Genomic DNA, 14,127 nt, shown 5'->3' on the forward strand with positions numbered 1-14,127 from the left:
TCTGTTTTAGAAGCCTAGTGTATCAGAGTTAAACGGCATAAGTGTATGTAAGCACTGACGATACTACATTTATCTCCATCTTTTGGTTTTACCCAATTTCAATTTGTATTAAAACATCCTTTCTATTCTATCCAAGTACCGCTCAATTTTCTTGTTTAAAAGAAAAATAGATCGTAAAAAACCACGGAGAGCTAAATCCCCGTGGTTTGCCGTTTATACTTGTGGTTCGTCACTTAGCTCTTTCTTTGGTTCTTTTTTCTTACCTAATTGTTTTCCTTTCCAAACCAGCCATAGCTGAGAGGCAATAAATAGAGATGAATACGTTCCTGCTACTAACCCGACTAATAAGGCAATTGAGAAGTTCCTTATTGACTCACTTCCAAAGATGAGAAGGGCAATAACAGCAATTACAACGGTTAGAACAGTGTTTATTGACCTTGTAAATGTTTGTTGCAAGCTCTTGTTTACGATGAATTCTAAATCTGCAATTGTTTTAACGCGCCTTTTCTTATATAACTCTCGAATTCTGTCAAAAGTTACAATTGTGTCATTAATTGAGTAACCAACGATCGTCAAAATGGCTGCGATAAACGTAATATCTACTTCAAGCCTTGTAATGCTAAAAAAGGCAACCGTAATGAATGCATCATGAAGGAGAGCAACAACTGCGGCCACTGCCATGAATAGTTCAAATCGAATTGATACGTAAAGGATGATTCCTAATGAAGCAATCAATAGGCCAATTATAGCGTTTCTCGCCAGCTCTTTTCCTACTGTAGGTGAAACGGTACTAACATTTGGTTCTGATCCATACTTTTCACTAAAGTGACTTTTTAAATCCGCAATTTCTTCTTGAGTTAAAACACCTAGTAGACGAACAACACCTACTTCATTGTTGCTTCCTGAAAGAACAACATCACTTGCCTCGATATCTAATCTTTCCATTTCCTCGGTTAATTCTTGTTTCGTCAAACTAGAATCTGATAAAACCTCGACACGAGTGCCACTAGAAAAGTCAATTCCCAAATTTAATCGAAAAACAAGTAATAAGATAATACCGACACTCACTAAAATCGTTGAGAACATAAAGAATTTTTTGCGATGCTTTAAAAAATCTACATTGTCGAAGCTAGTTGGAGCCTCTGTATCATCATTCGTATCAACGATATCTAGCATATGCTTCTTCTTTACACCAAAATAACTTTTCTTGTTATCGAGCCAGCGACTTTCAACAAGTAAGCTTAATAGAATTCTTGCTAAAAAGACGGCTGTTAAGAAGCTAACTACAATACTCAAAATTAACATCGTAGCAAAACCTTTTACTGAGCTAGTTCCGAAGAAGAACAAGACGCCTCCAGCAAGAATGGTTGTTATGTTTGCATCAAAAATTGTCGCAAACGAACGTCGATTTCCGGCACGAAACGCTGAGCGAACTGTCCGACCAAGCTTTAACTCTTCTTTTATTCGTTCGTATGTAATGATGTTAGCATCAACTGCCATCCCGACCCCTAGGATTAAGGCTGCAATTCCTGGAAGTGTTAACACACCATTCATCCAGTCAAAAACTTGTAAAATCAAGTAAATATAAGCACTTAACGTAATAATTGCAATTACTCCCGGTAATCGGTAATAGAACAACATAAATAAGAAAATAATTGAAACTGCAACGATACCCGCTAATACAGTCGTCTCTAGCGCTTGTTCACCAAATGAAGCGCCGACTGATGTTGAGTAAAGCTCCGTCAATTTTACTGGCAGAGAGCCCGCGTTTAGTAAATTCGCAAGATCTTGAGCTTCTTTTAATGTAAAATCACCTGTAATCGTGACATCCGTTGTATTAAAGACTTCAGAGACATTTGGAGCAGATAAAAACTTTGGATTTTCTTTTGCAATTTCTGCTTGGAAGGAATCTCCTTCTTTATAATCCAACCAAATGACAAGCTGATTATTTGGCGCATTTCCTACAATTTCTTCTGTTACAGACTTAAACTTGGTCGCATCCTTTAGTGAAACAGCAACATTCGGCTGTCCGTTTTCAGCAAATGACTGCTTTGAGCCACCTTCAACCAAGTCTGATCCATTTAACATTTCTTTATCTTGATAATCTCGGAATGTTAACTCTGCCTGTGTTGATAAAATTTCTCGCGCTTGGTTTTGGTCTTCAACACCTGCAAGCTGAACACGAATTCTGTCGTCCCCTTCAATTTGAATATTCGGTTCACTAACACCTAGCACGTTGGCACGTTTTTGAAGTGCATTGACTGTGCTAACTAGCACATCTTGGTCTATGACATCTCCTTCATTTGAAGGTTTCACTTCATAAAGAATTTCAAAACCACCTTGTAAATCTAAACCTAAAATAATATTATCTGCTACCCTGTTTGTGTTAACTCCAACTAGACTTGCTACACAAAGGATAATCAGAAAAAACGCAATAATGCGTCCACGCTTTGCCATTATGTATCCTCCTTCATACTCTTTGAAACTGCTATGTAGTTCGAATCATATTCCTTATATTAACCCTTCCAAAGGGCTTTTAACTTCATTACTCTCAAACCAGCTAGTTCCTTTATAGGATTCTACAGTTGCGTAGTTCATAAAGTCTCCAACTTTTAAGGAGAGGATATCACGTACAACTTCATGTAAGGCTAATTCGGTTGTTTTTTTCCACTTTTTATTTTTTAAATAGCTCCATAGTTTGTCTTCAGTCACGTCTTCGTATCCTAGTAAGTTAAATTCTTCGAGTTTACTTATAATCGCTGGCTTCACGTGTTGTCTGTAATTGTCAAGTGGTTGCTTGTCCATTTTGTCTCACTCCCTTTTTATAAAGCCTTCTTGTTAACGATTCTTATTTTAATGATGATAACTTGTCATGCTTGGCCCATTTGTCCGCATATATTTAATTGTATATGATATCACCTTTTTTGAGAAGGCAGGGAGAAGCATGTCAAAGCAAACGTTTCTAAAAGGAACGCTTATCTTAATTTTAGCAGGATTAATCACGAGAGTGTTAGGTTTTATTAATCGAATTGTTGTTGTTAAATTTATTGGAGCCGAGGGTGTTGGGCTCTATATGATGGCCGTTCCTACACTTGTTTTAGTTATTACCATTACTCAACTTGGTTTACCTGTTGCCATTTCAAAACTTGTTGCAGAAGCTGAAGCACAAGGTGATCAACGGAAAATAAAAAAAATCTTTGTTGTATCGCTTTCCATCACAGGTACTCTTAGCCTACTATTTACACCGGCAATGATTTTCTTAGCACCCATTCTATCAAGCACATTACTTACAGATCCACGTACCTACTGGCCGTTACTCGCAATTGCACCGGTTGTTCCGATTATTGCCATCTCATCGGTTATCCGTGGCTATTTTCAAGGAAAACAAAACATGCAGCCTGCTGCGATTTCACAAGTTCTTGAACAGGTTGTGCGAATTTCATTAGTCGCCTTATTAACAAGTTTGTTCTTACCTTATGGAATTGAATACGCTGCAGCTGGTGCGATGATTTCTGCCGTAATTGGTGAACTAATCTCACTTATTTATCTAATTACGATGTTTAAATTGAAAAAGAAAATAAGAGTGCGAAAAAAATTCTTTAAATCGATAAAAAACGGCAAAGACACGCTGAATGATTTAATGAAGATTGCCATTCCTACAACTGGTAGCCGGCTGATCGGTTCGATTTCATGGTTTTTCGAACCAATTGTTGTTACACAGAGCTTGTATATTGCTGGGGTTGCAACCACTTTAGCGACAAAGCAGTATGGTGAGTTAGTTGGGTTCGCTCTCCCACTATTAATGCTCCCGTCGTTCATTACCTATTCGTTATCAACTTCTTTAGTCCCCGCAATTAGTGAAGCGATGGCGCAAAAAAAATTATTTCTTGTTGAACACCGTTTGCAGCAAGCATTACGCCTTTCCTTTGTAAGTGGTGGTCTTGCGGTCGTTATTCTATATGTATTTGCAGAACCTCTAATGCAGGTCATGTACGGAAGCAGTCATGCAGCCATTTTTGTAAAAGTCATGGCACCATTTTTTATTTTTTACTATTTCCAAGGACCTCTGCAAGCTGCTTTGCAGGCACTTGACTTAGCGAGAGCTGCAATGATTAATAGTTTAATTGGTGCTGTTGTTAAAACAGCAATTATTTTTGCGCTTGCCACTCAACCTTCATTAGGCATAATGGGGGCTGGTTTGGCCATTGTTATTGGCATTATGCTCGTTACCCTTCTTCACCTGGCTACTGTGGTGAAGGTAGTATCCTATACAATCCACGTAAAAGATTATTTGAAAAGCTTTTTATCGATGATTTTGTCAGGCTTTGCAGGGACTCTTCTTTTTGAAAATGTTTTGGTAACAAGTGCGCTTTCAGTGCGGTTGTTGCTAGCGGTTATCCTAACATCCATTACATATTGCTTCCTGCTACTCGTTTTGAGATTGGTTGAAAAAGATGAAATACAACGCGTTCCGTATATTGGAGGATTTCTTGCAAAATTTATTTTATAATACCGATATTTTAAAAAACAGGTGAAGATCAAAATGATCCTACCTGTTTTTTTGTTTATTTGAAATCGTGCAGTTTTCAGTTTCAGTTTGGCCATAAAATAGAGCTATTTTTTCTCATCCTTAATATCAATAAAAAATATCCCTTTTCCATAACTACATAACGAGATTTTCTTAATATCATTGTAGCCAATTTTTCTGAGTTCCTGCCTAAGCCAAAAATTTGTTTTTCCTAAATGGTGGAGTCCTTCTTCTCGGATAAGTCCATCAACGATTAGCGGCATTTGCAATTCAGGTTGAATTTTTTGATTTTTCTCCTTTTCAACGACTGATAGCTTTCCCGATGATTCTAAGATTGCAAATTCTACATCTCCTACATTTTTAATGTTTTTATCACGTAATTGTGTCATTAAATCATCGAAGTTGTATCGTTGGGTTCGCATCGCATGTTCATCAATTTTCCCACGATCAATAATGATCGTCGGTTTTCCGTCAATCAGCTTGCGGATATTTTGATTTTTTAACGAGAGGAAGGCTAGCAAAATCTGAGTACCCATTAATAGGACCATCGGAATTACTGTATGTATAAGGGGATCCTTTGTATCTTCAATCGCTGTAACGGCCATCTCAGCAATCATGATAAAGACGACTAAATCAAGGATGCTCAATTCCCCAATTTCTCTTTTTCCCATTAAACGAAAAATGACTAAAACTAAAAAGTAGAGAAAAATGGTCCGAGCCACAATGGTGAGATAAATTTCCATATGATGGCCTCCTTTATTACGCTGATTAAATGTAGTTTTTTACGAAGTGAAGCATTTTATGTGTTTATTTTCCCAAAGATGACTTATTAAATCGAATGAGATAAGTACAACAAAATATTTGTAGTCTATTTTTTTATCCTCTGAATAATCTTTAAATAAGACGAGCACAGTCAAGCATAGCTTGGCACAGATAGGAAAGGGGAGGTATCTTTTGGAACCAAAAAGATGGATGAAGGGAATTTCATATGGGCTTATGACTATTTTTGTTATTGCCTTGTTAACTAGCTTAGTTTTTTCACTGTTATTAAAGTTTACAGATTTAACTGAGTCTTCAATTACGTGGCTATTAATAGGGATATCCTTTATTGCTGTATTTATCGGTGGCTTTGTTTCTGGTGGAAAGGGAAAGGAAAAGGGCTGGTTAATTGGCGGGATTACCGCTCTTCTTTATACACTCATCATTTACCTTTTTCAGTTTTTAGGCTACGGCCAAAACTTTACCATTGAGCAAACCTTATATCATGTTGGATTTTTGTTTGTAGCGATGTTTGGTGGGGTGTTTGGGGTCAATTTGTCATCAGAAAGAAGTTAATTATTGTTCTCTACACATAGCTTGTCTTCTCATATAAAAAGTGCGGGTATTATCCGCACTTTTTTACTGAGATTGCGTTTCTGAATCCAGCTTCAGCGCCTAGCCCCGACGCACTAGTGCAGTTACAGCGACAGGACGTCGCGGTTGTAACTGCCTCGAGGTCATAAGTCAATTATAAATTGAAGGCAAAAACCGCCTTCTATTTATAATCGTCTTATGCTTGTCGGGGCTGACCAAGGCGCTTCCGCTTTTTATTTCTATGTAGATTATATTTTCTCTACAACTTCACGAATTGCTTTGCGATCGAACGTTAAGTGTGATCCGTCACCAGCTTTGATAATAATTTTGTCTTCGTCAATTGAATCAAGAGTGCCGTGAAGGCCTCCGATTGTTACGATTTTATCACCTTTTTGAAGGCTTTCTTGCATTGTGCGAACATTCTTTTGTTGCTTCTGTTGCGGTCTAATTAACAGAAAATAAAAAATTGCAAACATTAAAACCAAAGGTAAGACTGTTGTTAACATATCCATTTTTTTCACCCCTTTCAAATGGTATTAGAAGTTTCGTGCGTTCGGTTTGTTGAACCCGTATTGCTCAAAAAACTCATCACGGAAGTCACCTAGACGATCTTCTCTTATAGCTTGTCTGACTTGCTCCATTAATTTTAACAGAAAATGAAGGTTATGATAAGATGTTAATCGAATTCCGAACGTTTCTTCACATTTAATTAAATGACGAATATATGCTCTCGAGTAATTTTTACACGTGTAGCAATCGCAATTCTCGTCTAAAGGTCTAAAATCATTCGCATATTTCGCATTCTTGACTACGAGTCTTCCCTCACTCGTCATCAGAGTTCCATTTCTAGCAATTCTCGTTGGCAGTACACAGTCAAACATATCAATACCACGAATCGCACCGTCAATTAATGAGTCAGGCGAGCCTACCCCCATGAGGTAACGTGGTTTATTAGCTGGCATCAATGGAGTTGTGAACTCTAAAACACGGTTCATAACATCTTTTGGTTCTCCCACAGATAAGCCGCCAACTGCATATCCTGGAAAATCGAGTGATACTAAATCTTTTGCACTTTGTTTTCTTAACTCCTCATATTCTCCACCTTGAATGATCCCAAATAACCCTTGCTCGTTCGGGCGTTTATGTGCAGTCAAACAACGTTCAGCCCAACGGCTCGTTCGTTCGACTGATTTCTTCATATAATCATATTCCGCTGGAAAAGGTGGGCACTCGTCAAATGCCATCATAATATCTGATCCTAGTGCATTTTGAATGTCCATTGCTTTTTCAGGTGAGAGGAATAACTTATCACCATTTAAGTGATTTCTAAAATGAACGCCTTCTTCTTCAATTTTACGCAAATCACTTAAGCTGAATACTTGAAATCCACCAGAATCCGTTAAGATTGCCCGATCCCAATTCATAAATTTGTGAAGTCCGCCAGCTTCCTTAACGATTTCATGTCCTGGTCTTAACCACAGATGGTAGGTGTTACTTAAGATAATCCCGGCACCCATTTCCTTCAGTTCCTCTGGAGCCATTGTCTTGACTGTTCCAAGTGTACCAACTGGCATAAAGGCAGGTGTATCAAAGGAACCATGTGGAGTGTGTACTTTCCCTAGTCTGGCACCTGTTTGTTTACATGTTTTAATAAACTCATAACGAATTGGTGATGTTGACACCTTATTTCCTCCTAACAAACTTTTACAAAATTAACATTGCATCTCCAAAGCTAAAGAAACGATATTTTTCAGCGACAGCTGTTTCGTATGCCTTCATAACTGTTTGGTGACCCGCTAACGCACTTACGAGCATAATGAGTGATGATTTCGGGAGATGAAAATTCGTAATCATTCCATCGATCGCTTTGAATTCATATCCTGGGTAAATAAAAATAGAAGTCCAGCCACTTTCTTCAACAAATGTACCGTTATGCTTCGTTGCAATTGACTCAAGAGTTCTTGTGGAAGTGGTCCCTACCGAAATAATTCGGCCTCCACTCTCTTTCACTGAATTTAACAGCCTAGCCGTACCTTCTGTCATTTGATAAAATTCTGAGTGCATTTCGTGCTCTTCAACACGCTCTGCACTAACAGGGCGAAACGTACCCAACCCTACATGAAGCGTAATAAAAGCAATATGGACCCCTTTTTCTTTTAACTGTTCTAAAATCTCTTCTGTAAAATGCAAACCAGCTGTAGGCGCCGCTGCTGACCCACGCTCGCGAGAAAAAACAGTTTGATACCGCTCTTGGTCATCTAATGTTTCTTTAATATATGGAGGAAGTGGCATTTCTCCGAGTGACTCTAGCACCTCATAAAAAATACCTTCGTATTGAAATTGAAGCAGTCGACCACCGTGTTCTGTCGTACCCACACAGAGCGCTTTCAACACGCCGTTCCCAAATGTAAGGGTTGTGCCTTCCTTCACACGTTTAGCTGGTTTAACGAGCGTTTCCCACACATCATTTTCCTGCTGCTTTAGAAGTAAAATCTCGATGCTAGCACCCGTATCCTCTTTCACACCAAATAACCTTGCTGGCAAGACACGAGTATCATTTAAAACGAGGCAATCTCCACCATTTAACAAATTTAATATTGATTTAAAGGAAGAATGTTCAACCTTACCAGTTTCTTTGTCAAGTACCATTAATTTAGAGGCATCTCGCTCTACTAAAGGAACCTGTGCAATCAACTCTTCTGGAAGATGAAAATCAAATAATTCTACTTTCATTTTGTTCACCTAATTTCTTTATTTCATTCGACCAAAAAACGAAAACAAGACCGACAAGATAATACTGATCACAATTGATGTAATGATTGGGAAGTATACGGTTGTGTTTCCTTTTTTAAAAACAATATCACCTGGAAGCTTTCCAATGAATTGCATAAAGAAGCCCACGAGAAGCAAAACGCCACCAATTATCATCAGTATTTTTGGAAAATCCATCATGTTTCTGGAACCTCCATCTGAAAATGCTTGTAAACCAACTCTGTTACAATTCTTCCTCTTGGTGTTCGTTGCAAGAAACCAATTTGTAAAAGATACGGTTCATACACATCCTCAATCGTGTGTGACTCTTCTCCTATTGTCGCCGAAATTGTATCAATTCCTACAGGGCCACCGCGGAATTTTTCAATTATACCTAAGAGTAGTTTATGATCAATATGATCTAAACCTAGACGATCCACTTGAAGCCTTTCTAATGCGTCATTTGCAAGTAGATTAGAAATACTATTCTCTCCGATTACTTGAGCAAAATCACGCACTCTACGAAGCAACCGATTGGCAATACGCGGGGTTCCTCGCGAACGCCTCGCAATTTCTAACGCACCCTCAGTTTCAATTCCAATCGCTAGGATTTCAGCTGTTCTTTCTACAATGTTGGCAAGCTGACTCTCTGTATAATATTCAAGTCTACTTAAAACACCAAACCGATCTCGCAAGGGCGCTGTTAAAAGCCCAACTCGTGTTGTCGCGCCTACGAGGGTAAAAGGAGGCAAGTCCAATCTAACTGACCTAGCTGTCGAGCCTTTTCCGATCACGATATCAAGACAAAAATCTTCCATAGCAGGATAAAGGACCTCTTCTATTGACCTCTGAAGTCTATGAATTTCGTCTATAAACAAAACATCCCCTGGCTCTAATGCAGTTAAAATAGCTGCTAAATCACCAGGTCTCTCAATAGCTGGCCCCGAGGTTGTGCGGATATTCACACCCATTTCACCCGCAATAATTGTCGCAAGTGTTGTCTTTCCTAAACCAGGTGGGCCATATAATAGAACATGATCAAGCGTTTCACTTCTCATTTTTGCAGCTTCAATAAAGACTTTTAAGTTTTCCTTCACTTTATCTTGTCCGATATACTGGGCAAGATTTTGTGGTCTTAGGCTTTGTTCAAGATAGGATTCGTCCAATTCGGCTTCACTTGATACTAGGCGTTCATCCATTATTTTATCACCTTACTTTAATAGCTTTTGCAACGCTTTTTTAATATATTGATCGGTCGTTAAGCTTTCTTCCATAAGAGCAGGGACGATTTTTTTAATTTCACGTTCTGCATAACCTAGGACTTTAAGTGCTTCTAACGCTTCATTTAAGGCGATATTCGACGTTTCTCTTGCGTCATGATCATCATGTGTAAACAAGTCTGGTGCATAATGTGTTGCAACGTCACCTAATTTTCCTTTTAAATCTAAGATTATTTGACGAGCTGTTTTTTTACCAACACCCGGGAATTTAACAAGAAAGGTTTCATTTTCATTCTCTATCGCTTCAATTACTTGTGTAGGATTACCTGAAGCAAGAATTGCCAAAGCACCCTTAGGACCAATGCCTGTCACATTTAATAATTTTATAAATAAAGCCTTTTCTTCTCTCGTTTGAAAACCGTATAGAGCAAGAATATCTTCGCGAACATGTTGATATGTATAGACAACGATATCTTGGGTATTTTTTGAATAACTGAATGGATTAGGTGTATGAATTTTATAGCCTATTCCTTGATGATCGATGACAACGTACTCTGGAGTCACGTAATCAATTGATCCTCTAATAAATTCGATCATATGTTTCACCTCTCCTGCGACTGTACCCCATTGTATCAAAAATTGAACGCTAGCAGAAGAATTTTTCTATTGAAGGCAAAAAAAGCTAGCGCATGTGCACTAACTTTGTATGCTACTTCACTTCTATTGAAGAATATGATTTAAACGTTTCAATCACTTCTAAGTATTGATCCTTCGTGACGATTCTGATTCCTTTTCTAAGCTCATCGCGTTTTTTACTTTCAAGTTTTTTTACATCTAACTGAAAAAAGGATTGAATCACTTCATCAGAATCTGATGGTTTTCCATTAAAGATGGTTAGTGTGTTATCACCCGTAATTCCAAAGTAACCATTCGCCTTTAAAAGCGGTGATATGTCATCTATTTCTTTCTGAAAAACAATTTGTTCCTCATCTTGATCTATTAATTGCCAATCATGATAAGCTGCCCAAAAATCCTCCATCGACCATATGGTTTCTTGGGTGACTTCTTCGCTAACTTCCCCGTCCAAATAGACCCGTTCTAAAATAACACTAACAGTGAGCGGTCCGTTAACTTCTTTTGCATTCTCTTCTTTTAATTTAGTCCCTTCGGATGCACCATGTTGAGTCGTAACAAAGAATACAAAAGCAGCTACACTCAACCAACAGACGAAAAGAATTTGAATGCGATGAAATTTCATCTCTCTCACCTCTACTAATTTAATAATGAAAATGACAAAAAACTTCTATTTCTTACACATTTTTAGTGTGACCATAAATAGAAGTTTTAACCAAAAAATATCAATTGAGTTTTCAGATTAGGTCTAAGAATCCACTGTGTGAATAGTGAACAATGAACAGGTAAGAGAGCATGAGGATTGAATTAGACTAACCAAAAACTGAGGTCGATTTGAGTAAAAGGCTCAAATAATAAGATTAGTAAAGCGCTTTTCTGTCTCTAAACGTCATTTCGTCACTCTAATCGTTTTTTTCTATGATTTACATGGTGATACGGGGGAATTTCACCTCTAGGATTGTAGCTGAAGGAATACCTTATCTACGAAAAGAGAGGTTTTATCTTCGAAATTTCATTTTATCGACGTTTCAACAAGATACCGCCTTTTCCGACATTTCTTTTATTGATTCGAATATAAAAAAAGTAAGGAGGAGTTCCCCCTTACTTTCCTTAGTCGCGGTCCCCAGTAAATGGACGTTGAATGGCATCTCCAAGGTCATTCATTAATTCTTCTACATCATTGTCAATATCAGTTCTTTCGCCACCGTTTTGAATATCGTTGTTAATATCACGAACACGTGTGAATGTTCCTTCATCTGTGACAACTTGTACATTTCTTCCTTTTACCATTTTACGTACTTCACGGGTAATTTTTTCTTTCATATCTGCATCATTTCGGTCATTAGTGTCGATTGCCACTAAAACATTGTCATCTGTAACAAGGGTCTGTACATCATTAACATTGTTTACTTTCCCAACTTTGTTCGCCACTTTTTCAGATAATTCTTTGTCGCCACGATTATCATTACCAACTTCTTTCGTATGGTTATGATAATTTGCATCACCATGACTATAACGATTATCTCTGACTAACCCTTCATCATTTGTTCCTAGTGGAACCGTTGGATTATCCATTTGGCCGTTATTGAAGTTGTTATGACGATTATTAACTCGAGTAAAATAATTATTGTTATCTGCTTGACCGTCCATCATTTCAGTGATTGGACCATCATTATCAACATTAGCACCATTCCCTTGGTTAACATTTTCATTCGAATAGTAACCAATGGGTCGTGCGCTATTATCGTAGCGTGTATCCATTGCACCTTCATCAGTGTTACAAGCCACTAAGCTTGTTGACATGATTGCAAGTGCTGCAAATGTAGAAGCTGTCTTCCTCAATGCAAAAACCCCCTTGAAGGTACGTTTAATGAGCAAATTAATATCCGCTCATCAATAGGTTGTACCATTAAGGCAAAATCAATCTGTTAGTTAACGGTAACTCAATAACATATTGGAGAAAATCTTTGAAATATAAAGTGCAACCGTAGATCCAAAATACAAAAAGAGACGATTTGCACCGTCTCATGTCTTTCTTAACTATTAATCATCATCATTATCGTCATCATAATCAGGCATTCCGAACATCTGGCCTTGTGGGCCCATTTGTCCTTGGTTGTAGCCATAACCACCTTGTTGGTTAAAAGGTTGGCCTTGTGCTCCGTATTGTTGTTGCATTGGATAACCGGGTTGTTGACCGAATTGTCCCATTGGATTACCTGGCTGTTGACCAAATTGTTCTCCCATTGGGTAACCTGGCTGTTGGCCGAATTGTCCTCCCATTGGGTAACCTGGCTGTTGGCCGAATTGTTGCCCCATTGGGTAACCCGGCTGTTGGCCGAATTGTCCTCCCATTGGGTAACCTGGCTGTTGGCCAAATTGCCCCATTGGGTAACCAGGTTGTTGGCCGAATTGTCCCATTGGGTAACCAGGTTGTTGATAACCAAATGGTCCTTGTTGATATGGATTCATTTGCCCGTGATGATTTTGTTGATAAGGCTGCTCGCCGCATCCACAATCGTCTTTTCCATTATCATAAACAGGAGAGACTTGATTTGGATATGGCATATTGCCAGCCATCGGTGAGACATTATCGTATTCATAATCATCATCGTCATCATCATCCATATACGGACTAACCATTTGTGGATTCTCTCCGTAAGCTCCCATCACAGGATTATACCCGAAACCTGAACCAGGCATGATTGGACTTACTGGAACACATCCATATGGATATGGATACCCCATCGGTGGTGGATAGTATGCAGGCGCAACTTGACTAGGATATGGCTGATAAGGCATATTTGGCATATTATCCATTGCTCCTGCAACCATTTCTTCATTTTCATTTTCATCTTCATCATATTCAGCTGGACTCACTGCATTTTGAAAAGGTTGATTTGGCATCATTGCAGGGTAAAACCCAGGTGCAGCTTGACTAGGGTATGTCGGATAACAGAAACCATATCCAGGCATAACAGGTGATACAGGTACCATGTATTGTGGTGATTGCATTGCCGGTGCAGTATGAATTGGCATGTTTTGCATTGGTGCCATTTGTGGCGTATTCGGCATATTAGGCATTTTGGCCATATCTTCTAGCTCCTCTTTTTGTTGCGCTGGTGATACAGCATATGGCGGCGTTTTAGGAGCTTCTTTTGCTTTTTCTTCCTGAACCGGTTTCATCATTTCTGGCATTACATTATTCGGCTTTGGCGGAAGTTGTGGTTTCGGCATTTGCGGCATCATCGCCATATTCAACATATAGTAATTATTCACATCAACTTCAGGATATGCGGGCTGTTGAATATTTGGAACTGGTGCAACGTACGGCATATTTGGCTTATTATCCATCGGCATCGGTTTTGTATCTTCTATCTCTGCTACCATCTTTGGTTTTTCCTTCGCAAACGGGTGATCAGCTATTGGCATTTCCTTTTTAGAAGAAAAATTAACCTTCGCATCGTTTTTCACCGGAACGTTCCCAGAAGGTACTTTAATTTTCATGCCAGGCATAATAAGATCTGGATTGCTAAGCTGTGTATTCATGCTTTTTAACTCATCGAAATTTACTCCATATTTTTTCGCGATTTTCCAAAGTGTATCGCCTTTTTGGACAATATGAATTTTCAAGGTTTTCCC

At 38.5% G+C, this 14,127-nt stretch carries 14 protein-coding genes; 2 read left to right on the forward strand and 12 right to left on the reverse strand.

Going from position 1 to position 14,127, the window contains the following annotated elements; genetic code table 11:
* Positions 1-213 precede the first annotated feature (213 nt).
* A complete protein-coding gene (secDF, locus tag ACFFIX_RS01470) occupies positions 214-2,457 on the reverse strand; it encodes a protein translocase subunit SecDF (protein ID WP_378929772.1) in 2,244 nt (747 codons plus the stop codon).
* Between the two features lie 54 nt (positions 2,458-2,511).
* Entirely contained in the window at positions 2,512-2,805 is a 294-nt protein-coding gene (locus ACFFIX_RS01475; RefSeq protein ID WP_378929774.1) for a post-transcriptional regulator, read from the reverse strand.
* Between the two features lie 139 nt (positions 2,806-2,944).
* Here ACFFIX_RS01475 and spoVB point away from each other — a divergent pair, with 139 nt between their 5' ends.
* Entirely contained in the window at positions 2,945-4,510 is a 1,566-nt protein-coding gene (gene spoVB, locus ACFFIX_RS01480; RefSeq protein WP_378929776.1) for a stage V sporulation protein B, read from the forward strand.
* A 104-nt stretch (positions 4,511-4,614) separates the two neighbouring features.
* On the opposite strand, the gene ACFFIX_RS01485 is transcribed toward spoVB, so the two are convergent.
* The gene (locus ACFFIX_RS01485) at positions 4,615-5,271 is read right to left on the reverse strand and encodes a DUF421 domain-containing protein (protein ID WP_378929778.1); all 657 of its coding nucleotides are present in this window, start codon (positions 5,269-5,271) and stop codon (positions 4,615-4,617) included.
* 229 nt (positions 5,272-5,500) lie between these two features.
* Between ACFFIX_RS01485 and ACFFIX_RS01490 the strand changes: the two genes are divergently transcribed.
* Positions 5,501-5,863, forward strand: a complete 363-nt coding sequence (locus ACFFIX_RS01490) for a TIGR04086 family membrane protein (protein WP_378930348.1) — start codon at positions 5,501-5,503, stop codon at positions 5,861-5,863.
* A gap of 266 nt (positions 5,864-6,129) precedes the next feature.
* Here ACFFIX_RS01490 and yajC read toward each other — a convergent pair whose 3' ends face one another.
* The 9 genes from yajC to safA form a co-directional block, all read right to left on the reverse strand.
* Complete coding sequence (gene yajC, locus ACFFIX_RS01495) at positions 6,130-6,393, reverse strand: preprotein translocase subunit YajC (protein WP_378929780.1); 264 nt, start codon at positions 6,391-6,393, stop codon at positions 6,130-6,132.
* Positions 6,394-6,417: 24 nt separating this feature from the next.
* Positions 6,418-7,563, reverse strand: coding sequence for a tRNA guanosine(34) transglycosylase Tgt (gene tgt / locus ACFFIX_RS01500; RefSeq protein ID WP_378929782.1), 1,146 nt, complete (start codon positions 7,561-7,563; stop codon positions 6,418-6,420).
* Between the two features lie 22 nt (positions 7,564-7,585).
* Positions 7,586-8,614, reverse strand: a complete 1,029-nt coding sequence (gene queA / locus ACFFIX_RS01505) for a tRNA preQ1(34) S-adenosylmethionine ribosyltransferase-isomerase QueA (protein ID WP_378929784.1) — start codon at positions 8,612-8,614, stop codon at positions 7,586-7,588.
* An 18-nt stretch (positions 8,615-8,632) separates the two neighbouring features.
* Positions 8,633-8,833, reverse strand: coding sequence for a DUF2905 domain-containing protein (locus tag ACFFIX_RS01510; RefSeq protein WP_378929786.1), 201 nt, complete (start codon positions 8,831-8,833; stop codon positions 8,633-8,635).
* On the reverse strand, positions 8,830-9,831 hold the full coding sequence (gene ruvB, locus ACFFIX_RS01515) for a Holliday junction branch migration DNA helicase RuvB (protein WP_378929788.1): 1,002 nt from the start codon (positions 9,829-9,831) through the stop codon (positions 8,830-8,832). Before ruvB ends, ACFFIX_RS01510 begins: the two co-directional genes overlap by 4 nt.
* A 12-nt stretch (positions 9,832-9,843) precedes the next feature.
* A complete protein-coding gene (gene ruvA, locus ACFFIX_RS01520) occupies positions 9,844-10,449 on the reverse strand; it encodes a Holliday junction branch migration protein RuvA (protein ID WP_378929790.1) in 606 nt (201 codons plus the stop codon).
* A 112-nt stretch (positions 10,450-10,561) separates the two neighbouring features.
* Positions 10,562-11,110 carry a BofC C-terminal domain-containing protein gene (locus ACFFIX_RS01525; protein ID WP_378929792.1) on the reverse strand — a complete coding sequence of 183 codons (549 nt, stop codon included), beginning with the start codon at positions 11,108-11,110 and terminating at the stop codon, positions 10,562-10,564.
* Between the two features lie 485 nt (positions 11,111-11,595).
* Positions 11,596-12,327 carry a YhcN/YlaJ family sporulation lipoprotein gene (locus ACFFIX_RS01530; RefSeq protein ID WP_378929794.1) on the reverse strand — a complete coding sequence of 244 codons (732 nt, stop codon included), beginning with the start codon at positions 12,325-12,327 and terminating at the stop codon, positions 11,596-11,598.
* A 201-nt stretch (positions 12,328-12,528) separates the two neighbouring features.
* Positions 12,529-14,118 (reverse strand): SafA/ExsA family spore coat assembly protein, encoded by a 1,590-nt coding sequence (gene safA / locus ACFFIX_RS01535; protein ID WP_378929796.1) that lies wholly within the window; start codon positions 14,116-14,118, stop codon positions 12,529-12,531.
* Between the last annotated feature and the right edge of the window lie 9 nt (positions 14,119-14,127).

The sequence above is a fragment of the Metabacillus herbersteinensis genome, from assembly GCF_042433335.1.
Lineage (GTDB): Bacteria > Bacillota > Bacilli > Bacillales > Bacillaceae > Metabacillus > Metabacillus herbersteinensis.

What these genes read in the sequence shown, in the direction of transcription:
- secDF (WP_378929772.1), bottom strand. Translation starts at nt 2,457, where the DNA reads ATGGCAAAGCGTGGACGCATTATTGCGTTTTTTCTGATTATCCTTTGT.
- ACFFIX_RS01475 (WP_378929774.1), bottom strand. Translation starts at nt 2,805, where the DNA reads ATGGACAAGCAACCACTTGACAATTACAGACAACACGTGAAGCCAGCG.
- spoVB (WP_378929776.1), top strand. Translation starts at nt 2,945, where the DNA reads ATGTCAAAGCAAACGTTTCTAAAAGGAACGCTTATCTTAATTTTAGCA.
- ACFFIX_RS01485 (WP_378929778.1), bottom strand. Translation starts at nt 5,271, where the DNA reads ATGGAAATTTATCTCACCATTGTGGCTCGGACCATTTTTCTCTACTTT.
- ACFFIX_RS01490 (WP_378930348.1), top strand. Translation starts at nt 5,501, where the DNA reads ATGAAGGGAATTTCATATGGGCTTATGACTATTTTTGTTATTGCCTTG.
- yajC (WP_378929780.1), bottom strand. Translation starts at nt 6,393, where the DNA reads ATGGATATGTTAACAACAGTCTTACCTTTGGTTTTAATGTTTGCAATT.
- queA (WP_378929784.1), bottom strand. Translation starts at nt 8,614, where the DNA reads ATGAAAGTAGAATTATTTGATTTTCATCTTCCAGAAGAGTTGATTGCA.
- ACFFIX_RS01510 (WP_378929786.1), bottom strand. Translation starts at nt 8,833, where the DNA reads ATGATGGATTTTCCAAAAATACTGATGATAATTGGTGGCGTTTTGCTT.
- ruvB (WP_378929788.1), bottom strand. Translation starts at nt 9,831, where the DNA reads ATGGATGAACGCCTAGTATCAAGTGAAGCCGAATTGGACGAATCCTAT.
- ruvA (WP_378929790.1), bottom strand. Translation starts at nt 10,449, where the DNA reads ATGATCGAATTTATTAGAGGATCAATTGATTACGTGACTCCAGAGTAC.
- ACFFIX_RS01525 (WP_378929792.1), bottom strand. Translation starts at nt 11,110, where the DNA reads ATGAAATTTCATCGCATTCAAATTCTTTTCGTCTGTTGGTTGAGTGTA.